Source organism: Clostridium sp. AF20-7 (assembly GCF_003479275.1).
GTDB lineage: Bacteria > Bacillota > Clostridia > Lachnospirales > Lachnospiraceae > Otoolea > Otoolea fessa.
In genome coordinates, this window is record NZ_QUGF01000008.1 from 153619 (window position 1) to 174204 (window position 20586).

At 50.8% G+C, this 20586-nt stretch carries 24 protein-coding genes and 1 other annotated feature; all 24 genes read right to left on the reverse strand.

The features are described from left to right. Window positions 1-2: 2 nt before the first annotated feature. Window positions 3-896: a glucose-1-phosphate thymidylyltransferase RfbA gene (gene rfbA, locus DWX68_RS10140; RefSeq protein ID WP_022360600.1), complete on the reverse strand. Its 894-nt coding sequence runs from the start codon at window positions 894-896 to the stop codon at window positions 3-5. 288 nt (window positions 897-1184) lie between these two features. Continuing rightward, on the reverse strand, window positions 1185-1964 hold the full coding sequence (locus DWX68_RS10150; RefSeq protein ID WP_118629312.1) for a class B sortase: 780 nt from the start codon (window positions 1962-1964) through the stop codon (window positions 1185-1187). Continuing rightward, a complete protein-coding gene (locus DWX68_RS10155; protein WP_022360603.1) occupies window positions 1933-2421 on the reverse strand; it encodes a deaminase in 489 nt (162 codons plus the stop codon). Before DWX68_RS10155 ends, DWX68_RS10150 begins: the two co-directional genes overlap by 32 nt. Window positions 2422-2452: 31 nt before the next feature. Continuing rightward, on the reverse strand, window positions 2453-3529 hold the full coding sequence (gene prfA, locus DWX68_RS10160) for a peptide chain release factor 1 (protein WP_107001390.1): 1077 nt from the start codon (window positions 3527-3529) through the stop codon (window positions 2453-2455). An 18-nt stretch (window positions 3530-3547) separates the two neighbouring features. Then, a complete protein-coding gene (locus tag DWX68_RS10165; RefSeq protein ID WP_118629314.1) occupies window positions 3548-4546 on the reverse strand; it encodes a HemK/PrmC family methyltransferase in 999 nt (332 codons plus the stop codon). Window positions 4547-4578: 32 nt separating this feature from the next. Further along, window positions 4579-5535: a DUF1385 domain-containing protein gene (locus DWX68_RS10170; RefSeq protein ID WP_118468409.1), complete on the reverse strand. Its 957-nt coding sequence runs from the start codon at window positions 5533-5535 to the stop codon at window positions 4579-4581. A gap of 232 nt (window positions 5536-5767) precedes the next feature. Then, a complete protein-coding gene (gene rpmE / locus DWX68_RS10175) occupies window positions 5768-5977 on the reverse strand; it encodes a 50S ribosomal protein L31 (protein ID WP_022360607.1) in 210 nt (69 codons plus the stop codon). A 316-nt stretch (window positions 5978-6293) separates the two neighbouring features. Beyond that, window positions 6294-8105, reverse strand: coding sequence for a transcription termination factor Rho (rho, locus tag DWX68_RS10180; protein WP_118629316.1), 1812 nt, complete (start codon window positions 8103-8105; stop codon window positions 6294-6296). A 265-nt stretch (window positions 8106-8370) separates the two neighbouring features. Then, the gene (locus tag DWX68_RS10185) at window positions 8371-9693 is read right to left on the reverse strand and encodes a replication-associated recombination protein A (RefSeq protein WP_118629318.1); all 1323 of its coding nucleotides are present in this window, start codon (window positions 9691-9693) and stop codon (window positions 8371-8373) included. 9 nt (window positions 9694-9702) lie between these two features. Then, window positions 9703-10419: a polysaccharide deacetylase family protein gene (locus tag DWX68_RS10190; RefSeq protein WP_181357236.1), complete on the reverse strand. Its 717-nt coding sequence runs from the start codon at window positions 10417-10419 to the stop codon at window positions 9703-9705. Between the two features lie 234 nt (window positions 10420-10653). Beyond that, complete coding sequence (locus DWX68_RS10195; RefSeq protein ID WP_022360611.1) at window positions 10654-11493, reverse strand: undecaprenyl-diphosphate phosphatase; 840 nt, start codon at window positions 11491-11493, stop codon at window positions 10654-10656. 12 nt (window positions 11494-11505) lie between these two features. Then, a complete protein-coding gene (locus DWX68_RS10200) occupies window positions 11506-12180 on the reverse strand; it encodes a uracil-DNA glycosylase (protein ID WP_022360612.1) in 675 nt (224 codons plus the stop codon). Window positions 12181-12345: 165 nt separating this feature from the next. Then, on the reverse strand, window positions 12346-13008 hold the full coding sequence (locus DWX68_RS10205; RefSeq protein ID WP_118293362.1) for a hypothetical protein: 663 nt from the start codon (window positions 13006-13008) through the stop codon (window positions 12346-12348). Between the two features lie 165 nt (window positions 13009-13173). Beyond that, on the reverse strand, window positions 13174-13545 hold the full coding sequence (rplL, locus tag DWX68_RS10210) for a 50S ribosomal protein L7/L12 (RefSeq protein ID WP_107001383.1): 372 nt from the start codon (window positions 13543-13545) through the stop codon (window positions 13174-13176). A 104-nt stretch (window positions 13546-13649) separates the two neighbouring features. After that, the gene (gene rplJ / locus DWX68_RS10215; protein ID WP_022360614.1) at window positions 13650-14138 is read right to left on the reverse strand and encodes a 50S ribosomal protein L10; all 489 of its coding nucleotides are present in this window, start codon (window positions 14136-14138) and stop codon (window positions 13650-13652) included. 47 nt (window positions 14139-14185) lie between these two features. After that, window positions 14186-14320 (reverse strand) — a sequence feature (ribosomal protein L10 leader region). A gap of 37 nt (window positions 14321-14357) precedes the next feature. Further along, entirely contained in the window at window positions 14358-15125 is a 768-nt protein-coding gene (ispD, locus tag DWX68_RS10220) for a 2-C-methyl-D-erythritol 4-phosphate cytidylyltransferase (protein WP_118293361.1), read from the reverse strand. A 115-nt stretch (window positions 15126-15240) separates the two neighbouring features. Continuing rightward, complete coding sequence (gene tsaD / locus DWX68_RS10225; protein ID WP_243027691.1) at window positions 15241-16410, reverse strand: tRNA (adenosine(37)-N6)-threonylcarbamoyltransferase complex transferase subunit TsaD; 1170 nt, start codon at window positions 16408-16410, stop codon at window positions 15241-15243. Between the two features lie 5 nt (window positions 16411-16415). Further along, a complete protein-coding gene (locus tag DWX68_RS10230) occupies window positions 16416-17327 on the reverse strand; it encodes a ribonuclease Z (protein ID WP_118293360.1) in 912 nt (303 codons plus the stop codon). A gap of 221 nt (window positions 17328-17548) precedes the next feature. Beyond that, window positions 17549-17791 (reverse strand): hypothetical protein, encoded by a 243-nt coding sequence (locus DWX68_RS10235; protein WP_181357235.1) that lies wholly within the window; start codon window positions 17789-17791, stop codon window positions 17549-17551. 116 nt (window positions 17792-17907) lie between these two features. Then, complete coding sequence (locus tag DWX68_RS10240; RefSeq protein ID WP_022360619.1) at window positions 17908-18312, reverse strand: ACT domain protein; 405 nt, start codon at window positions 18310-18312, stop codon at window positions 17908-17910. 85 nt (window positions 18313-18397) lie between these two features. Then, the gene (rimI, locus tag DWX68_RS10245) at window positions 18398-18886 is read right to left on the reverse strand and encodes a ribosomal protein S18-alanine N-acetyltransferase (protein ID WP_118629320.1); all 489 of its coding nucleotides are present in this window, start codon (window positions 18884-18886) and stop codon (window positions 18398-18400) included. Beyond that, window positions 18886-19635, reverse strand: coding sequence for a tRNA (adenosine(37)-N6)-threonylcarbamoyltransferase complex dimerization subunit type 1 TsaB (gene tsaB / locus DWX68_RS10250; protein ID WP_118492422.1), 750 nt, complete (start codon window positions 19633-19635; stop codon window positions 18886-18888). Before tsaB ends, rimI begins: the two co-directional genes overlap by 1 nt. A 23-nt stretch (window positions 19636-19658) precedes the next feature. Continuing rightward, a complete protein-coding gene (gene tsaE / locus DWX68_RS10255) occupies window positions 19659-20084 on the reverse strand; it encodes a tRNA (adenosine(37)-N6)-threonylcarbamoyltransferase complex ATPase subunit type 1 TsaE (protein WP_022360622.1) in 426 nt (141 codons plus the stop codon). Then, complete coding sequence (locus tag DWX68_RS10260; protein ID WP_118629322.1) at window positions 20081-20578, reverse strand: YcxB family protein; 498 nt, start codon at window positions 20576-20578, stop codon at window positions 20081-20083. Before DWX68_RS10260 ends, tsaE begins: the two co-directional genes overlap by 4 nt. Window positions 20579-20586: the final 8 nt, after the last annotated feature.

The following is a 20586-nucleotide window of genomic DNA, read 5'->3' on the forward strand; positions in this document are numbered from 1 at the left end:
TTTTAATTCTGATGTATTTTATCAACATATTTCCCATCCAGTACGTCTTTCAGATATTTGCCATACTGGTTTTTCTTGTATACCTCGTATGCCTCCAGCACTTCTTCCTTGCTGATCCATCCGTTTAAGTACGCAATCTCCTCCAGGCACGCGATCTTGCGGTGCTGGTGGGTCTCTACTGTCTTAACGAAATTGGTTGCCTCAACTAAGGACTCATGTGTACCGGTATCGAGCCAGGTAAAGCCCTGTCCCAGAAGAATGACATCCAGATCGCCATTTTCCAGATAGATGCGGTTCAAATCGGTGATCTCAAGCTCACCTCTGGCAGACGGTTTTAACTGTTTCGCATACTCTACTACCCGGTTGTCATAGAAATACAGACCCGTTACACAGTAATTGGACTTCGGTTTCTCCGGCTTCTCCTCGATGGAGATCGCCTTGCCCTGGTCGTCAAATTCTACGATACCGAAGCGCTCCGGATCATCGACATAGTAGCCGAATACAGTCGCGCCCTCTTTCTTGGCAGAGGCAGCACGCAGGCGTTTCACAAGTCCCTGACCTTGGAAAATATTGTCACCCAGAATCATCGCTACGGAATCATCCCCGATGAACTCCTCGCCGATGATAAATGCCTGTGCCAGTCCATCCGGACTTGGCTGCACGGCATAGCTTAAATGTAAACCAAACTGATGTCCATCGCCCAACAATTCCTTAAAACGCGGTGTGTCATCCGGTGTCGAAATAATCAGAATATCCCGGATTCCCGCGTTCATCAGAACGGAGATCGGATAGTAAATCATCGGTTTGTCATAAATCGGAAGCAGCTGTTTGGAAGTTACGCGTGTCAGCGGGTAAAGGCGTGTGCCTGAACCGCCTGCTAAAACGATACCCTTCATATCTTGTTCTCCTCATATGTTTTATTTTCACGCCTCTTTTCTAAAAAAAGGCAGATCTCATCACTATAAGTAATATACCACATTTGCCTGCTGCTTGCAAATTTATTTGCTTTGCACTTCTTTCTTGCATTGTACAATCGTAACTGTTCACGGGTAGGCACTTTTGGAACCGAAAGTGCCGTAAGAAAACGTGGTGGCAGCAGGAATTTGCCGTATTTAAATGCGGAGCCACGGCAAATTCCGTTACTGGGCACGTATACGTGAACAGTAACGTACAATCCATAAGCATCACTCATCCACTGCATACACAATCGTCCGCGCATCCGCAAATTCATAACTGCACGTCACAAAGGAATACAAGTGGGAAACCTCTTCGTCTGGAAGTTCTCGAAACCGGCATCCCTCCGTCATTTCTTCTATATAAGGATGCATCTCCGACCGATCCGCAAATTCCGTCCTACGCCGTTCCCCCTGACTGCCCGCAGTGAGCGCTGCAATCAGACGGAGTGTCCGCCTTTTCCCATCTGGGAAATAGAGATAAGCAGTCCGATGCTTCTGGAAGAAATCTTCGTCTTTCAGGCGGATCAGCTCGGAAAACCGGCTTCCGTCCTTCATATGATGCCCGTAAAAAATCGAATGAAAATCCGATGCATCCGGTGCACTCTCGCAGTCCAGAAAGACAGTCCCGGCTGGATCTGGTTTTCCATCCAGCCCGATGCTGCGGTACGATTCATTGTCGGTTGTCTGGACAACCGGTTCGTCGATGTGAGTACCGGGAATGTGAATCCAGGCGATGACGTCGGCATTCTGGAATTTTAAGGCTGCGAAATCTGGCTGCCATATCGGCTCTGACGCATCTGAATCAGATTTTCCTGATAAATTCTGCTCTACATTTTCTTCAGATTGGGAATCTCTGTTTTCCGCCCTTCTAACCGCATCCCCCACACCATCCGCCAGAACCAGACACCCAATCACGATCAAAAAAGCACAGAAGATGCGGCGTGCCCAGCGGGCAGCGCCGTCTCCTGTGCGCTTCTTAGTACCCAAATTTTCCTTCCAGCGATTCATCTTCGCGGATCCAATCTTCTACATCGACTTTTCGGTACTCATTTTTCGTATCACGGATATAGACATGTTCAATTCCAGCATTGATTACCATGCGCTTGCACATCGAACAGCAGCTCGATTTTTCCACATACCCGCCGGTTCTCGCATCGACACCGGTCAGATACAGCGACGCGCCGATCATGCGCTCTCTGGAGGCACTGATCAGGGCATTGGCCTCGGCATGGACACTGCGGCACAACTCGTACCGCTCGCCGCGCGGCACATGAAGCTCCTCGCGGATGCAGCGACCGATATCGGAACAGTTTTTCCGTCCGCGCGGGGCGCCCACATAGCCGGTCGAGATAACCTCATCGTTATTCACAATCACTGCCCCGTAGTGCTTTCGCAGACAGGTACTCCGCTGCGAAACCATTTCCGCCAGATCCAAATAATAATTGACTTTATCTCTTCTTTCCATATAGGATCCCCCTTCCGTTTTCTCTAATTCTTTAGATGCCCTCATTCATCTTCGCCAGCTTCGCCGCCTGATCGGCTGCAATTAAGCTGTCAATGATCTCATACAGATCGCCGTCCATGATCGAATCGATCTTATACAAGGTCAGTTTGATGCGGTGCTCGGTCACACGTCCCTGCGGGAAGTTATAGGTACGGATCTTCTCGGAACGGTCACCGGTACCAATCTGGCTGCGGCGTTCTGCCGCTTCCTCGTTCTGGCGTCTCTCCAGCTCCAGATCATATAGCTTGGAACGCAGAAGGCGGAACGCCTTTTCCTTGTTCTGTAACTGCGATTTCTCAGTCTGGCTGTAGATCACGATACCGGTCGGAATATGGGTCAGACGTACCGCGGAGTCAGTCGTGTTGACACACTGTCCACCGTTTCCGGACGCACGCATAACGTCAATACGGATATCTTTATCATCGATGACAACGTCCACATCCTCTGCCTCCGGCATCACGGCAACCGTCGCGGTCGAGGTATGGATACGTCCGCCGGACTCGGTCTCCGGCACACGCTGTACGCGGTGGACACCGCTCTCGTACTTCATCTTGGAGTAAGCGCCCTGGCCGGTAATCATGAAAACGACCTCCTTGAAGCCGCCGATTCCATTTTCACTGACGCTGACAAGCTCAGTTTTCCAGCGGTTGCGCTCTGCAAAGCGCACATACATACGGTACAGTTCGGACGCAAATAATGCCGCCTCATCGCCGCCTGCACCTGCACGGATCTCGACGATAACGTTCTTTTCATCGTTCGGATCCTTCGGAAGAAGCAGAATTTTTAATTCCTGCTCCAGATCTTCAATGCGCTTTTTCGCAGCATTTAACTCTTCCTTCGCCATCTCGCGCATCTCCTCGTCGGATTCCTCATCCAGAAGCGCCAGACTGTCCTCTACGTCCTGTTTTGCCTTCTTATACTCTTTATATGCCTCCACAATCGGAGCCAGATCCGACTGCTCCTTCATCAGCTTGCGGAAACGATTTGTATCGCTTGCCACTTCCGGGCTGCCGAGCTCTTCCATCAGCTCTTCATAACGGATCAGCAAATCATCCAATCTGTCAAACATGATATCCTCCTCTATCGTCTAACGGTTCCACCGTGCCTTTACCACGCGGTTAAGCCCCGGCTCATCCTTTATCACTTCTATCTCCCGATACCCGGCGATGGTCAGTATCCGGCTGACCGCCTCCGCCTGGTCATATCCTATCTCAAAATATACGCAGCCGCCCTTGTTCAGATGTTTGCTGCACTCCAGCGCCAGAACCCGGTAAAAATACAGACCGTCCTCGCTGCCGTCCAGCGCCAGCCGCGGCTCATGGTCGCGTACCTCCGGTTCCAGACCATCGATCACCGCCGATGGGATATACGGCGGATTCGACACAATCACATCGTACATGACATCCGCCTCCACCGCCTGAAACAGATTGCTCTGCAAAAGTGTCAGGCTGTGTTCCTCGATCTCTGCCTGCAGGCGCGGTCCCTTTGCCAGCCACGTTTTCAGGCGGATGCACCACGGTTCCTCCGATACCTGAAACGATTCTGACCGCGCAGTTCCCTTCTGAATCAAAAAGAGACGTCTCGCATTTTTCTTTGCCACGCGCAACGCCGCCTCGGAAATATCCACCGCCGTCACGTTCTGGTAACCGCCAAACACGGCAAGGCTGATCGCGATACAGCCGGATCCGGTACACATATCCAAAAGTTTCAGATCCTTTTCCGGGTAATCCCGAAGAACCCGCTCAACTAACGTCTCTGTATCCTGGCGCGGAATCAGGACATTTTCATCGACAGAAAATGTCATTCCCATAAAATCCTGCATTCCCAGAATCTGCTGCAGTGGAATGCGCTCTGCCCGTTTCTGAAGCATTTCCTGATAGCGCCCATAGCCCTTTTCCAGGCGTTCTGCATGGATCGGACGGTTCTGATCCAGATAATAATGCACCCGGTCAATCCCGAACGCCGCTTCCATCAGATACCAGGCATCCGTCCCTGCGTCCGGCACACCCGCCTCACTTAAGCGCGCGCCTCCCTCATCCAACAGTTCTCTCCAGGTCAGGTCTGTTCTTCCGTTTTCCTCGCTCATCGACTCATCCCCTCTGTCGTACCGTGTTCTATTTATGACTCTTCCAGCTGCTTTTCCCAGCCTGGGAAATTCTCCGTCAGGTATTCTCTCCAGTCAAAAACTGCCTCGGTCGCCGCGATCGCCACCTCAATCATCGAGTCATCCGGCTCCTTCGTCGTCAGACCCTGCATCCACATACCCGGACGGCTCACCAGATCCATAAACTTCGAATTGCTCCGTCCGGCGCACTGCAATACCTCATATGATATACCCGCAATGACCGGAACCAGAATAATACGGCTCAGCATCCGCATCCAGATCGTATCGACCCGGATCACCATAAACATCAGAATACTGATCACCATGACAATCAATATGAAACTGGTACCACAGCGCTTGTGCTCCTTCGAGCTCTCGCGCACATATTTTACCGTCAGCGGATGTCCGTGTTCCACACAGTTGATGCACTTGTGCTCCGCCCCGTGGTACATAAATGTCCGCCGGATGTCCTCCATCCGCGAAACGAGTTTAATATAGATAATAAAAATCGCGATCCGGATCACACCTTCCAGCACTGCCATCAGATGATCCGATGTGATAACTCCCTTAAACAGGTTCGCAATCCCCAGCGGCAGGAGCATAAAAATACCAATTGCCAGGATAAACGAAATTACCAGCACTGCTGCCATGATCGCACTCTCCAGCTTCTCGCCGAACACACGGTCTAAAAGCTGTTCGAATTTTCCCGGCTCTGCATCCTCATCATCCTCAAAAAAGCTGGCGGAATACGACAGACTCCGCATGCCGATGATCATCGAATCTGCAAACCGGAACACGCCGCGCACAAACGGGAGCTGTAAAATCTTCGCTTTTTTCGTGATACTCTGGTATGTGTCTTTTTTTACTTCTATCTCTTTGTCAGGCCGGCGGACTGCCACTGCATAGTCCTCGCCTTTCATCATCATGATTCCTTCAATTACCGCCTGACCGCCAATTCCTGAATACTTCATGCTGTCCTTTCAAAATAAAATAAAAAAAGAAGAAAAGTAACTGTTCAGCAGGTCTGCGCATTTACTGCGCTGACCGTACGAATACATGAGCCAGCAGGCAAAAATCCCATTGCCGCAGGCAATTTTTAATGGATTTTTGCGCGTGACTGTGAAGGTACTGAACAGTTACGAAGAAAACAAAAAGGCTGAGTTTAATGTCGCCACTAAAACCCAACCTTTACATGGTTCAAACTTATTTGCCTGCGTTGATGCCGTACTTGCGGTTGAACTTATCGATACGTCCGCGGGCAGCGGCTGCTTTCTGCTGGCCTGTGTAGAATGAATGACACTTGGAGCAAACCTCTACGTGGATGTCTTTCTTGGTAGAACCAGTTACGAACTCGTTACCACAGTTGCAAACTACTTTTGCCTGATAATAGGCTGGATGGATTCCTTCTCTCATTTCTTTCACCTCTCTGAATTTTTCATTGCGATTTCCGACCGCTTTTTTAATTGCAAGCCGTCTTAAAACGGCTCTATATAAAGCTCCGCACATCCAGGCACGCTATTCCATCATTTAAGCGTTCCTTCCACTCGTAAGGACGACTCACGCAGATGTCAGAACTACCGTCTGTTAATACAGCCTTATAATTATATCATGATGCGTACTTTTTAGCAAGCAATTTTATCTATTTTTCAATACTATTTTTCTTCTTACAGTCCTGTTTTCCTGCCTGGAAGAAAGTCCTCACAGATGCGCTATTGGTGAAACATGATTTTTAGTAAAATGACCCCTTTTTCCGCGTGATCTCCACAAATTCCGCATTGTTCTTCGTCTTGGCAAACAGATCCAGGATCCGCTCGACGGTATCCTCCGGTTTCTGCGTGTTGGTCGCCTTGTGGACGATATCGACCGCTTCCGCCTCGGCGGACGAAAGAAGCAGATCATCTCTTCGCGTACCGGAACGCAGGATATCGATCGCCGGGAAGATGCGCTTCTCGGAAAGTTTGCGGTCAAGCACCAGCTCCATGTTGCCGGTTCCCTTAAATTCCTCGTAAATAACATCGTCCATACGGCTGCCCGTCTCAATCAGCGCGGTCGCCAGAATCGTCAGGCTGCCGCCCTCGCGTATATTTCTCGCCGCACCGAAGAAGCGCTTCGGCATATGCAGCGCTGCCGGATCCAAACCACCTGAAAGAGTTCGTCCACTCGGCGGAACCACCAGGTTGTAAGCCCTTGCCAGACGGGTGATACTGTCTAAAAGAATCATAACGTCCCTTCCGTGCTCGACAAGGCGCTTCGCCCGTTCTACTACCATCTCCGACACACGTTTATGACGCTCCGGCAGCTCGTCAAACGTCGAATAGATGACCTCGACATTTTCTCCCGTTACCGTCTCACGGATATCTGTCACCTCCTCCGGACGCTCATCGATCAGAAGGATGATCAGGTGCATTTCTGGATGGTTCTTTGTGATGGTCGTCGCCACCTGCTTTAACAGGGTGGTCTTTCCGGCTTTTGGCGGGGATACGATCATGCCTCGCTGTCCTTTTCCGATCGGGGACAGCAGATCCATCACGCGCATCGCCATGGAAGTCTTAACCCCTGGATATTCCAGGTGCAGACGTTCATTTGGGAAAATTGGCGTCAGATTTTCAAAATTCGGACGTTTTTCCACCACGCTGGTCGGGTATCCATTGACCGAATTAATATATAATAATGCGGCAAATTTCTCCGTCGCCGACTTCACACGACGGCTTCCGCGCACGATATCACCAGTTTTCAGATTAAAACGGCGGATCTGGGACGGCGCCACATAGACGTCATTTTCACCCGGCAGGAAGTTTTCACAACGGATAAATCCAAATCCATCCGGCATAACCTCCAGGATTCCGTTCGCCTCGATGCCGCTGTCCAGCTCCTGAAATTCATTTTTCAGATCCTCCATGCGTGCATTTTCCGCCTCGGTACGGGTGCTTTCCATCTGCTGCACCGGCGCGGTACGTTCCGGCTGACTGTACTCGGAGGCTGCTTCTGCCATCTGCGGTACCGGTGCGGTATGTTCCGGCTGGCTATACTCGGTTCTTGCGCTCATCGCTTCATTGTAATTGTTACGCGGCACATAGGAATTTCTCTGATACCCCTCTCGCTGCGTGTACTCGCGTCTGCGGTTATCCTGGTAACGGGTATTATTATTCTCACGGCGTGTATAGGAGCCGTATTCATTCCGACGGTATCCGCCTTCGCTGCGGCGCTCATAGCTGGAATTCTGCCCTCCCGCAGCCCGTTCTCCGTTGGCAGATCTCCGCGGCTGCGAATACGTCTGTGCCGATGTATTCTGCCCTGCATCCGTTCTGCGCGGCTGCACGTGCATTTCCGTTCTCTCTGCCGGTTCCGCCGATCCAGCCGGATGCTCACTGACAGAAGCCTGGGGCGTTTCTTCTTTCTGTCCCCCTTCCGCCGGCTTCTCAAGTTCGCACAGCCTGTCTATGATCTCCGCCTTTTTCAGGGTGCTGATCCCCTTTAACCCCTGTGCCTTCGCCATTTCCCGAAGCTGCACCAGAGGGAGTGTCTTTAATTTTTCTCTCATATAATTCTCCTTACCCTGTTTAATTGTGTCATATTCTCTGGGATTCAAAAATCAGAAATAAGAAACGTGTGGATGTCTTCCAGGTACTTACACGAAACCGGACAGGCAGATACCTGCCCGGCATACCTTTTTAACATAGCCTTTTATGCTGTGACTGCTCTTTATCCTGCAGCCACCTTGGTTTTATTATAAACGGTTTTCATAAAAATTCAAGTAAACATTTTCTTCATACATATCAATTCAGGAACATATGGGAAGCTTTTTCTCATTCAGAGCCCTTCAGGAAGCGCAGCCACTCCCCAATCTTCTTCTCATACCCATTTTCTGACGGGCGGTAAAATGTGCTGCCCTCCAGTCCATCCGGCAGGTACTGCTGCTTCACATAATGATTCGGATAATCGTGTGCATACTTGTACCCGTCGCCATGCCCCAGCTTCTCCGCCCCGCTGTAATGGCGATCGCGCAGATGGGACGGCACCGTAAAGTTTCCCTTTAACCTGACCGCCTCCTGTGCCTCATCGACCGCCACATACGCCGCGTTGCTCTTCGGCGCGCTCGCCACATAGGTAGCTGCCTGCGACAGGATAATCCGCGCCTCCGGCAGACCAATCCGTTCCACTGCCAATGCCGCGCTGACCGCAACCTGAATCGCCTGCGGATCCGCATTGCCGACATCCTCCGACGCACAGATCATGATACGCCGCGCAATAAATTTGATATCCTCGCCTGCATCCAGCATCTTCGCCAGATAATAAACTGCCGCATCCGGATCGGTACCGCGCATACTCTTGATAAACGCTGAGATCGTATCGTAATGGTTGTCCCCCGTCTTGTCATACTTCACGGCACGGCGCTGGATGCACTCCTGTGCTACATCGAGTGTGATGTGAATCAGGCCATCTTCACTCCGTTCCGTTGTGAGAATACCAAGCTCGATCGCATTGAGCGCCGCGCGCGCGTCTCCGCCTGCCATATCGGCCAGAAAATCGAGCGCCTCGTCCGTCGCCTCCGCGCGATAGCTTCCCATACCCTTTTCCTTGTCATGGAGCGCCCGCTCTAAAAGCTCGCGGATATCCGCATTTTCCAACGGTTTCAGCTCAAAAATACGGGATCGGGAAATCAGCGCCCCGTTGACCTCAAAATACGGATTCTCCGTCGTCGCACCAATGAGCAGAATCGTACCATCCTCAACAAACGGCAGAAGATAGTCCTGCTGCCCCTTATTAAAGCGGTGAATCTCGTCGATAAACAGGATCGTGCGCTTTCCGTACATCCCCAGCGCATCCTTGGCATCCTGCACGACCTGTTCCATATCTTTTTTCCCCGCCACCGTCGCGTTGAGCTGCTCAAAACGCGCGCTCGTCGTGTTGGCAATCACGCGCGCCAGCGTCGTTTTGCCCGTTCCGGGCGGTCCATAAAAAATCAGCGATCCGAGCTTATCTGCCTTGATCGCCCGGTACAAAAGCTTATCCTTTCCTATGATATGCTTCTGTCCCACCACCTCGTCAAGCGTGGACGGGCGCAGCCTGGATGCCAGCGGCGCCTCCTGCTCGATCGTATTTTTCCGCATATAATCAAATAAATCCATCGTATCCTCTCAATCAATCAGACATTCTTCTATTGTAACAAAAGTATATCCCTCCGCCGTCAATGTGTCAATCGTCTCAAGCGCAGCATCGACCGAAGTCTGATATGCATCATGCATCAGCACCACCGTGTGAACCGCCGCATTTTTGCAGATATGCTTCACAATCCGCGCCGTATTCCGGTTTTTCCAGTCCAGCGTATCGACGTCCCAGAACACCGGCGTCATCGACACTCTCTCCTGAAGCTCCGTACTCCATGAACCATACGGCGGACGTATGTATTCCGGACGTTTTCCCGTGACCGCCTCGATCCAATCGGCCGTCTCCCGAATCTCCTCCACGCTCTTTTCAATCGGCTGGCGCGCCAGATCCACATGTGCCATGCAGTGAACCCCGATGAGATGACCGTCTTTAGCCATCTGTTGCACCAGTTCCTCATTACCCGGAATATTTTCCCCGACCAGAAAAAAAGAGGCTTTCACGCCCCTCTCGCGCAAGCCGTCCAGCAGCTTTTTCGTGTACACCCTGTGCGGTCCGTCGTCGAAGGTCAGCGCCAGCTCCCCGCCGGAAAAGCATTCCGGGGAGGAAACCGTCTGGTCCGTCTGGTCCGCCTGCTCCACTTCCGCCAAATCTTCCCACTGCATCCCCACTGCCAGCCTGCACACGATTCCTAAGAAACACAGATCCAGCAGCACTGCCGTGCACAGGCAGAGCAGTTTTTTCCTCATGGAACCCTTATTTTGAATGATCCGATTTACCATTTTAGACGTGTCAGCCCTGAACTGTGACAGGGCATCCCCTTTATATTTGCGTTTCCGCTTCCATGTATTATATGAACGCAAAAAAGGATCCAGACCTCCGCATTTCTGTCAGGTCTGAATCCTCTTTTTCTATTTAATGTGCTCTCGGAATCTTTCCGCCAGCCGCAAAAGCAAGTGCAGGAAAGACTCCGAGCGTACATTTTAACCTACTAGCGCCGAAATACCAAAGTAGGACAGCACCACGATACCAAGCACAATCCGATAATATCCGAAAAACTTGAAATCATGCTTGCGGACATATCCCATCAGGAACTTGATCGAGTACACGGACACGCCAAATGCGACCACCATACCAAGAACCAGATAAATGAACTCCGCGAAAGAAAATCCGCCGCCCTGAATGAAAAATTTCACAATCTTTAAAAAACTCGCACCGAACATAACCGGAATCCCAAGGAAGAATGAAAATTCTGCCGCCGCCGGACGTGAACAGCCGATCAGCATCGCGCCCAGAATCGTCGCGCCCGAACGGGAAGTACCCGGAATCATCGCCAGCACCTGGAAACAGCCGATCAGCGCCGCTGTCTGGAACGAAATCTGCGTCACGCGCTCAATCGGAAAATGACGGTGCACGTTTCGATTTTCCAGTACGATAAACAAAACGCCGTAGAGAATCAGCATCGCTGCTACGACATAGCCGTTCATCAGCTTATCCATGAAATGGTCAAGCGGAAGCCCAATCACCGCTGCCGGAATGCAGGCTATAATAATTTTTATCCACAAACGAATTGTACCGCGCTTCTGCGCCATCGATTTGTGCGGTGAAAACGGATTCAATTTATTGAAATACAGCACCATAACCGCCAGAATCGCACCCAGCTGGATGACAACCATAAACACTTCCCGGTACGCCTCGCTGACATCCAGATGGATGATCTCATCCACCAGAATCATATGCCCGGTACTGCTGATCGGAAGCCATTCCGTGAAACCTTCCACGATTCCCAGTACAATTACCTTTAAAATCTCAACAAAACTCATGTCTGCTCCTTCCTACACGTTTTCTATCTGCCAGTCGATCGGGGCAACACCATGTTCTTTTAAAAATTCATTGGTCTTGCTGAATGGCCGGCTGCCGAAAAATCCGCGGTACGCAGACAGCGGGCTCGGATGCGGTGCTTCGAGAATCAGATGCTTTGGATTATTAAGCATCGATTTCTTCGCTTGTGCCGGACGTCCCCACAGAATAAATACCATCGGACGGTCCTGCTCATTTAAGATCTTGATCGCAGCGTCCGTAAACTCCTCCCAGCCGATTCCACGGTGGGAATTTGCCTGATGCGCGCGAACGGTCAGAACAGTGTTCAGCAGCATGACTCCCTGCTTCGCCCATTTCGTCAGATAGCCATTGTTCGGGATGTAGCAGCCGAGATCATCGTGCAATTCCTGATAAATATTCACCAGGGACGGCGGGATTTCCACATCCGGCTTTACCGAAAAGCAAAGCCCATGCGCCTGTCCCGGACCATGGTAGGGATCCTGACCTAAAATAACCACCTTTACCTCGGAAAGAGGGGTAAAATCAAATGCATTGAAAATATCATTCGCATCCGGATATACAACATGCGTCTCATATTCCCGTTTCACAGTATCGTATAACTTTCTGTAATATGGCTTTTTAAACTCTCCGCTGAGCGGAGCCAGCCAGTCATTACTGATTGCTCCCATTGCCCTATCCTCTCGTCCATGTCATTTTCTGTCGTTTTCTGTCAAACGATGGTTCCATTTTAGCACAATCGAAGCGGTTTCTCAAGTTTTGCTTCCCAAATGTCCCCTCCGCAGATAAGTGGACGTTACTGTTCACGCATACGTGCCCAGTAACTAAGTGGACTCTCAATCGCAGGAAGGAAAATTGCGGATAAAGCCGACCGAATTCTGCGGAATCGATACGGTCCTCTCCTGAATATCTCCGACAATCTGGTAAAACTTCTGGTTTATCCGATACATATGCGATTTGCGGTTAAAAAAGACCGTCTTTTCAAAGGGCCAGCGGATGACGGTCGGCGTCTTGAAATCCACTCCCAGCTCGAGAATCAGAAGCGCATGGTTTAAGGTTCCAGCCAGCCATTCCCGGTAGAGATTCCAGCTTTTCAAATAACCTTCCTCGATATACGGATTCGCCAGAACTGTGTTTTCTGTCAGCGGCGCCCCACAGTGCGGGCAGATACCATCCGCCACCTCGCCGCGCTCCCAGATATCCTTCGTACAGCCTTTCGAACACTGAAGCCAGTTCACATTACCGCACGGCGCCGTGATTTTCGCTTCATCCAACGAACTTTCAAAGATGCGCGCATCCTTTGCGGTTGTCACGATAAAATAATCCTTCCCCTCTGTCATCGATGCCAGCGCCCGGTATGCCTCCTGTACCTCCGCGCCTCCCGCCTTCTCCCATTCGCTTCCAAGCCCAATCAGCAGAAATTCGCACGCCTTAAGCCGTTCCCGAAGCGTTTTAAGTTCCTCATCTGCTGCCGTTTCATTTCTTGTCTTCTCTGCCATCTTGATTTGATTCCCCCGTTTAAAAAAGAGTCTGCATCTTCGCGGAGCGTTTTTTTATTTCATAGGACGCAATTTCCCATGAAATAAAAAGAGCCCGGCATGCGCTCACGCACACGCCAGACTCTCCATCTGTAATGCAATTAGCTCTATGCGAAATTACTTAAATTACTTTAAGGTAACTTTAGCGCCTTCAGCCTCTAATTTAGTCTTGATGTCCTCAGCCTCTTCCTTGGAAGCGCCAGCCTTAACTACCTTCGGAGCACCGTCAACTACTTCCTTAGCCTCTTTCAGACCAAGACCTGTAGCTTCACGAACTACCTTGATAACTTTAACTTTGTTCGGGCCAACCTCTGTCAGCTCTACGTCGAACTCAGTCTTCTCTTCTGCTGCCTCAGCTGCACCTGCTGCTGCTACAACAACGCCTGCTGCTGCGGATACACCGAACTCTTCCTCGCAAGCTTTTACTAAATCGTTTAACTCTAATACGGATAATTCTTTGATTGCCTCAATGAACTCAGCTGTTGTTAACTTTGCCATTTTAATATTCCTCCTGTGATTGAATTTTAAATCGACCTTATGCGGCCTCTTGCTTTACTATGCGGCTCTCACGCACCTTACACCCTGCTTTGCAGGTAAGGGTCTTATGCCTCCTGCTGCTCTGCGATCTGTTTGATAACACGAGCGAAGTTTGTGATCGGAGACTGCATGCTTCCAAGAAGTTTTCCAAGAAGAACTTCTCTGGACGGGATGGTTGCGATAACCTGCATGCCCTTTGCATCGTAGTAAGTATCCTCTACAACGCCGCCCTTGATCTCAAGCTTGTCTGCTTTTTTAGCGAACTCAGCTAAAATTCTTGCCGGAGCTGTAGCATCCTCTTTGGATACAGCCAGAGCGGTCGGACCCTCCAGATTCGGCTCCAGAGCCTCGAACGCGGTACCCTTAGCAGCGAAACGAATCATGGTGTTCTTATATACTTTATAAGTAACACCAGCTTCTCTTAACTGCTTACGGAGCTGTGTGTCCTGCTCAACTGTCAGTCCACGGTAGTCAACTACTACTGCGCCCTTAGCGCCGTTGAATAATTCTGCGATTTCAGCAACAACCGGCTGCTTTAATTCAACTTTTGCCATGATTGGTTTACCTCCTGTTTTATTTCTATAACCGCCTGGTAAACGTTTTCTGTAAAATAAAATCCCTCCGTCACTCGCAGGACAGGGGGATAGAAATATACAACGATATCAGTTCCCTCGGCAGGCGTATTAACCTTATGCCTTTCGGCACCTGCTGTCTTCGGCAGTTAAACACGATAAGTACTATAACATAGAAGTCAAGGGTTGTCAATAGACCTATTAACTTTTTTTATTTTGTAAAAATGCAGCCGCAACCTCCATATCCTCCGGCGTTGTCACCTTGATATTCCGGTAAGAACCTTCGGTCAGGCGCACCTTGTGATCGGTCATCGTCTCGACCACCATCGCATCATCCGTCACTCCCTGCTGGTACTCTTCCCGACTCATCATCTTGTCATACGCCGCGCGGATCAGCGGGTAAGTAAATCCCTGCGGTGTCTGAATCATCCAGACATGCGCCCGTTCCGGCGTCACAGAGGCAAATCCGTCCGCATCCACCAGCTTGACCGTATCCTTTGACGGCATGCCTGCCACTGCTGCGCTATAACTTCGTATATCTGATACGATACGTTCAATCATCGGCTCGTCCACAAACGGACGCGCCCCGTCATGAATCAGGACGCAGTCCCCCTCCCCATAGGAAAGCTGGCTGCCGAGCGCCTTTAAACCCTCGTAGACCGAATGGTAGCGCTCTTTTCCGCCCGCAACGATAGCGCGCACCTTGGAAAATCCATATTTTCCTACAATCTCGTCCCGGCAGTACGCGATCTCATCCGCCCCGGTCACCAGAATCACATCATCGACCCGGCTCTCCTCAAACGCGTGAAGTGCATACCAGATGACCGGCTTTTCCTCCAGAAGGAGAAACTGCTTCTGAATCTTGCTTTTCATCCGTTTTCCCTGTCCGGCTGCCAGAACGATAGCGGCGGTGCGGGTCGGATGCGGTGTAATTTTCTCTTTCCCAAATTGATCCAATGTATGTTCCATCTCGTTTCTCCTCCATGCCAGAACGATCTCTTAAAACACTCTTTTTCCACTTTTTGTCAAATCAATATTTTAAAAAAAACTAACCGCAAAACAATTCTTCCTGAAAAAATTTGTATTATCTCTCGCCCAGCTTCAAATTCGGCACCGCATTCAGATCCCAGCCTGCGCGCGCGCCCTTCTTATATTCATAGTACGCCGCCGCGCCGATCATCGCCGCATTGTCCGTACAGAAGATCGGTGACGGATGGAAAAACTGGATGCCCGCCTCTTTACAGGCCTTCTCCATGCCCGCCCGGAGAGCGGAGTTAGATGCCACACCACCGGCGATCGCCACGCGCTTATAGCCATGCTGTTTCGCCGCCTCGATCGTGCGCGATACCAACACTTCCACAACCGCATTCTGGAACGAAGCCGCCAGATCCGGCACATTAATCTCCTCGCACATCATTTTCGCATGGTTAATATAATTTAAGACCGCCGATTTTAAGCCGCTGAAGCTGAAATCATATGGATTGTCGCCCACTTTTGCCCGTGGAAACTCAATCGCATGTGGATTCCCCTCTTTTGCCGCCTTATCGACCTTCGGGCCGCCCGGATAACCGAGCCCGACCGCGCGTGCCACCTTGTCAAACGCCTCGCCTGCTGCATCGTCTCGGGTGCGTCCCAGAATCTCAAATTCGCCATAATCTTTCACAATCACCAGATGTGTATGTCCGCCTGACACGATCAGGCACATGAACGGCGGTTCCAGATCCGGATTTTCGATGAAATTTGCCGATACGTGCCCCTCGATATGGTGTACGCCGACCAGCGGCTTCTTCGCCGCATACGCGAGTGCTTTGGCTTCCGCCACACCGACCAAAAGCGCGCCAACCAGCCCCGGACCGTAGGTAACTGCAATCGCCGTCATCTCCTCCAGACTCATATGTGCCTCTGTCAGCGCCTCTTCAATAACCTGGTTGATCTTCTCGATATGCTTTCTCGACGCAATCTCCGGCACAACGCCGCCAAACAGCGTGTGAAGATCGATCTGGGAAGATATGATATTGGAAAGAACGGTACGTCCGTTTTTCACGACTGAAGCTGCCGTCTCATCACAGGAACTCTCGATTGCAAGAATGTAAACATCTTCTGATGAGTGTCCGTTTTCTGTATCATGCACGGAAATCTCTGCCCCCGATACCGGAGCTTTCCCTGGTCCCTGTTCCAATGCTCCTGAAACTGGCATTTCCATCCGTTCTTCCTTCTTTTCTTCTATATTCTCTCTCTTTTCTTCCGTCTGCATCGCCCTTACTCCTCATCAAATCCCAGCTCTGCCGTCCAGCCATCGCGGGCGGCTTTCGCTCTCGGGAATATCTCACGCACTTTATCCATATAATCATCCGGACGGATGAGCGACGGGCTGTAATGAGTCAGCCACATTTCCTTCGGCTGGGCCTCCTTCGCCAGATGCGCCGCCTCCTGGAATGTCATATGCTTGTATTCTCTCGCCTTGGCTTCTTTCCCGTCCTCGCCGTACATGCCTTCACAGATAAACAGATCCGCATCCTTCGCGTACTCCGCAATTACCGGAAGCGGTCTCGTATCGGTACAGTATGACACCTTGATTCCCTTCCGGTCACCTCCGAGCACCATATCCGGTGTCAGCGTTCTGCCTTCCTCCTCGATCGTCTCCCCCTTCTGCAGGCGGCTCCAGAACTTCTGCGGAATCTCCTGCGCCCGCGCGCGTTCCACATCGAACCGTCCCTTTCTCGGAATCGAAATCGAGTACCCATAACAGGTCACATTATGGTTGACCCGGTACGCATCGATCACATACGGTCCAATCTGAAGCTGCTGTCTCGGCTCCGTCAGCTCGATAAACTCAAGCGGAAACGGCAATTCCGGCGCGATCGTCCGCAGTGCCGTCACCACGCGTTCCAGTCCCTTCGGTCCAATCATCGTGATCGGCTCCGTCCGCTCCGCATTTCCCATCGTCAACAAAAGTCCCGGCAGACCGCTGATATGATCCGCGTGATAATGTGTAAAACAAATCACATCCACCGGCTTCGGACTCCAGCCCTTTTCTTTCAACGCAATCTGCGTGCCTTCCCCGCAGTCTATCAGCAAATTGCTGCCCGAGCAGCGGACCATCAAAGCCGTCAGCCACCGATACGGCAGCGGCATCATCCCTCCCGTTCCCAGCAAACATACATCTAACATGGAACATCCTCTTTTCTATTAAATAAATGATTCATAATAAATCTTTTTAATTAAAAGTCATGCAAAAAGCTGTCAAAACAGCTTTTCTCCTAACTCCCATATCATTTAATAATATCATAAAGAAATACTATGTTGCAAGCCAGAAATTCAGCAATCCAATTCACTGGCGAGACGCAGATGGCGCACCGCCTGTCCCGCGTTTCTCCGTTCCCCTCACGACTCTACAATAGTTCCGTCCTCTCCTCCTTATCTGCCTCAATCAGAAATTCCCGCGTCACTCCATCATAGCACTCCTCGCACAGATCAAAATGATGCACCTCCCCATCTTTCTCTGAAAAATAGTCCCATGCCACATCAAAATGCGCCGCTCCTTCGCGCAGAATGCCTTCTTTCACCGCCAGCTTCTTCCCGCACCGGTTGCAGACAACCGACAGAAGAATGCCGCTCTCTCCATATTTTCTCATGCTCTCCTCGCCTTTCTCTTCTATATACGCAAAATGGAGAAGCCATGTCCTCCACAGCTTCTCCATCATTATACTGTTTTTTATACCGGTTTTTAAGCGGAAAGTGCTGGAAATACTTACAGTACCTTATATCCCTTCGATGTCAGGCAGATGCTGACCTCCCTCACATCGTCCGTGTGAAGCACCATAACCGGCTTGCCAGAATCACGATTGAAGGAGAGATACAGGTAATCTACATTGATATTGCTCTCTTCGAGGGAAATTAACAGACGGTTGAGTGCTCCGACCTCGTCATCCAGTTCGACGCCAAGCACCTCTGTCAGACGGCAGAGATAACCAGCTTCCGCCAGCACTTTCTCCGCGTGCTCTGGATTAGAAACAACCATACGGATAATACCGTACTCCGCACTGTCATTCGTGATCGAACCCCAGATGTTAATATTCTCTTTCTGAAGAAGGGATGTAATATTCTGTAAACGTCCTTTCTTATTCTCTGCAAAAATAGATACCTGACTCAGCATATGAACCTCCTACCGTTCTTTTCTTTTAGTTTAATACTGTAAAGTGTTACGCTTTTATCTGTTAAACAGTATACTCATTTCCATTTCATCTGTCAATGCTTTTTCCGCTTCTTTTCCAATAAATCAGCGCATCTTCCGTCGGCCCGCTGTAATAATTCTTCCGAACCGCCTCTTTCTGAAAGCCATACGCCTCATACAGCGCAATCGCCGGGCCATTGGATGCACGCACCTCCAAGGTGATATCCTCGACGTTTTCTTCCTCTGCTTCCCTTAACAGCCGTTCCATCAGAAGCCGCCCATAGCCGCGCCCCCGGCACGCGCCGTGAACCGCGATCCGCATCAGCTCGCCTTCCCCGGCAATGACGCGGAAATTGCAGTAGCCACAGACGGTTTCATCCTCTTTCAGCACCCAGGCTTTATCCCAGCTGCTCGTCAGCAGATCCTGTAAAAGCTTCTCCGACCATGCATCCGAAAAGCATTCCAGTTCCAGTGCCCGGACCGCCGGAAGATCCCCCGGCTGTAAATCCACTATCTGAACACGAAGCCCTTTTTGCGTTCCCGTTTCTGCCGCCATTATTTCTTCTCCACAACCACAATACCGGCTGCCAGCTTATCCATCTCGCCCTGGCGCTCTGCGACCTCGCGCTCGCGCTCCGCCTGCGATTTCCGCAGATAATCCGGCTTGTGCTCGGCTGCCGTCTCAGTCTTTCCCTCTGCCAGATACACTGCGCCAAGCGCTGCCACCGCCGAAGCTCGCTGACGGCTCGCCTGTGCCGGTGCAAACGAATACGGCACCTTCATCTCTTCCTCGATCACCGCCCGGTTGACCGGCACACCGTCCCCCAGGAAAATCACGCGCTCGCCGCGCTCATTTAACTCGGCAATCAACGCATGGATATCCGTAATGTACTGTTCTTTCACAATCTCGAACTTCTCTTCATACCGATAGAGTCCCGTGTACACCTGCTGCCGTCTCGCATCCAGCATCGGGCAGATGAGCGCCGAAGCCCCGTACAGACAATATCCCATCGCATCCATCGTCGGCACATGGATCAGCGGCTTCCCAAGCGCCAGTCCCAGTCCTTTCGCTGTCGCAGAGCCAATCCGAAGCCCCGTAAAAGAGCCCGGACCGCCGGATACTGCGATTGCATCGATGCTTTCCAACGGCACCTCCAGCATTTTCACAATCTCATCAATCATCGGAAGAAGTGTCTGCGAATGCGTTTTTTTCAGATTCACCGTATATTCCGCCGTGATCACATCATCCGTAACAATAGCAACCGATGCCACCAGGGATGCGCTTTCGATTCCCAAAATTCTCATTTTCTCTTTCCTCCTGTCGCCGGCTACTGCTCGTTTACTGAAATTTTCCGGTAATCAAAGCCCTTTTCCAGATCCTTTTCAATTGTGATCTGGATCGGATGTTCCGGCAGGATCTCGCGGATGCGCTCCGACCATTCGATCAGGCAGATGCCCTCGCCGTAGAAATAGTCCTCATAGCCAATCTCATCCATCTCGTCCACATCGCCGAGACGATATACATCAAAATGGTAGAGCGGCAGGCGCCCATCGTCGTACTCCTGCACGATCGTGAAAGTCGGGCTGTTGACCGGTTCCTGAATTCCAAGTCCCGCGGCAAACCCCTGGGTAAAGACCGTCTTTCCTACGCCCAGATCACCATTCAAACAATACACCTGCCCTGCCTGGGCTTCCATTCCAAGCTTTTTTCCAAACGCATACGTCTCTTCCGGGCTGTTTGTTTCTATCATCATGCTCGAATTCCTCTTCTCTTTTCCTGCGGCAGATTTCTTGTAAGCATACTGAGAAAAATCTGCTCCTCCGAACCTCTGAACACGCGCTTCGGCATCAGGTATGCCTTGTCCCGATCCAGGTAAAGCACATAGATTCCCGCGATCTTTTTCACTTTTACCAGCTTATCCCAGCTGATCTCGCCCTTGCTGTTCGCCTGGCGGGTACGGATGCCCTCGTCTCCAATATGAAATACAATCTCAGCGCCCTTTTTCGCATCCCCGGCGGTGTGCTCTGCCTGTTTCCAGATTGCAAAAATCTGAAAGCCTGTCAAGGCAATCACACCCAGAATCACCAGGTTCGTCACCTGCGTTCCCAGACGTTCCTCGCTGGCTGCCGCCGCAATAATGACGAGCACCGTCAGTATGATGCTTCCGATTCCACGCATTCCCGCCCAGAAATTGTACATCGAATAAATAAAAATCTCTTTTGGCTGTATTTTTACACGTAAGTCCATTTTATCTT

What these genes read in the sequence shown, in the direction of transcription:
- DWX68_RS10185 (WP_118629318.1), bottom strand. Translation starts at nt 9,693, where the DNA reads ATGGATTTATTTGATTATATGCGGAAAAATACGATCGAGCAGGAGGCG.
- tsaE (WP_022360622.1), bottom strand. Translation starts at nt 20,084, where the DNA reads ATGATGATAGAAACAAACAGCCCGGAAGAGACGTATGCGTTTGGAAAA.
- rpmE (WP_022360607.1), bottom strand. Translation starts at nt 5,977, where the DNA reads ATGAGAGAAGGAATCCATCCAGCCTATTATCAGGCAAAAGTAGTTTGC.
- DWX68_RS10170 (WP_118468409.1), bottom strand. Translation starts at nt 5,535, where the DNA reads ATGAAGTATTCAGGAATTGGCGGTCAGGCGGTAATTGAAGGAATCATG.
- tsaB (WP_118492422.1), bottom strand. Translation starts at nt 19,635, where the DNA reads ATGAGAATTTTGGGAATCGAAAGCGCATCCCTGGTGGCATCGGTTGCT.
- prfA (WP_107001390.1), bottom strand. Translation starts at nt 3,529, where the DNA reads ATGTTTGACAGATTGGATGATTTGCTGATCCGTTATGAAGAGCTGATG.
- DWX68_RS10205 (WP_118293362.1), bottom strand. Translation starts at nt 13,008, where the DNA reads ATGGCAGAGAAGACAAGAAATGAAACGGCAGCAGATGAGGAACTTAAA.
- rplJ (WP_022360614.1), bottom strand. Translation starts at nt 14,138, where the DNA reads ATGGCAAAAGTTGAATTAAAGCAGCCGGTTGTTGCTGAAATCGCAGAA.
- DWX68_RS10235 (WP_181357235.1), bottom strand. Translation starts at nt 17,791, where the DNA reads ATGAGAAAATATGGAGAGAGCGGCATTCTTCTGTCGGTTGTCTGCAAC.
- tsaD (WP_243027691.1), bottom strand. Translation starts at nt 16,410, where the DNA reads ATGCAGACGGAAGAAAAGAGAGAGAATATAGAAGAAAAGAAGGAAGAA.
- DWX68_RS10200 (WP_022360612.1), bottom strand. Translation starts at nt 12,180, where the DNA reads ATGGGAGCAATCAGTAATGACTGGCTGGCTCCGCTCAGCGGAGAGTTT.
- ispD (WP_118293361.1), bottom strand. Translation starts at nt 15,125, where the DNA reads ATGGAACATACATTGGATCAATTTGGGAAAGAGAAAATTACACCGCAT.
- DWX68_RS10260 (WP_118629322.1), bottom strand. Translation starts at nt 20,578, where the DNA reads ATGGACTTACGTGTAAAAATACAGCCAAAAGAGATTTTTATTTATTCG.
- DWX68_RS10165 (WP_118629314.1), bottom strand. Translation starts at nt 4,546, where the DNA reads ATGAGCGAGGAAAACGGAAGAACAGACCTGACCTGGAGAGAACTGTTG.
- DWX68_RS10150 (WP_118629312.1), bottom strand. Translation starts at nt 1,964, where the DNA reads ATGAATCGCTGGAAGGAAAATTTGGGTACTAAGAAGCGCACAGGAGAC.
- DWX68_RS10155 (WP_022360603.1), bottom strand. Translation starts at nt 2,421, where the DNA reads ATGGAAAGAAGAGATAAAGTCAATTATTATTTGGATCTGGCGGAAATG.
- DWX68_RS10190 (WP_181357236.1), bottom strand. Translation starts at nt 10,419, where the DNA reads ATGAGGAAAAAACTGCTCTGCCTGTGCACGGCAGTGCTGCTGGATCTG.
- rho (WP_118629316.1), bottom strand. Translation starts at nt 8,105, where the DNA reads ATGAGAGAAAAATTAAAGACACTCCCTCTGGTGCAGCTTCGGGAAATG.
- rimI (WP_118629320.1), bottom strand. Translation starts at nt 18,886, where the DNA reads ATGGCGGCAGAAACGGGAACGCAAAAAGGGCTTCGTGTTCAGATAGTG.
- DWX68_RS10240 (WP_022360619.1), bottom strand. Translation starts at nt 18,312, where the DNA reads ATGCTGAGTCAGGTATCTATTTTTGCAGAGAATAAGAAAGGACGTTTA.
- DWX68_RS10230 (WP_118293360.1), bottom strand. Translation starts at nt 17,327, where the DNA reads ATGTTAGATGTATGTTTGCTGGGAACGGGAGGGATGATGCCGCTGCCG.
- rplL (WP_107001383.1), bottom strand. Translation starts at nt 13,545, where the DNA reads ATGGCAAAGTTAACAACAGCTGAGTTCATTGAGGCAATCAAAGAATTA.
- rfbA (WP_022360600.1), bottom strand. Translation starts at nt 896, where the DNA reads ATGAAGGGTATCGTTTTAGCAGGCGGTTCAGGCACACGCCTTTACCCG.
- DWX68_RS10195 (WP_022360611.1), bottom strand. Translation starts at nt 11,493, where the DNA reads ATGAGTTTTGTTGAGATTTTAAAGGTAATTGTACTGGGAATCGTGGAA.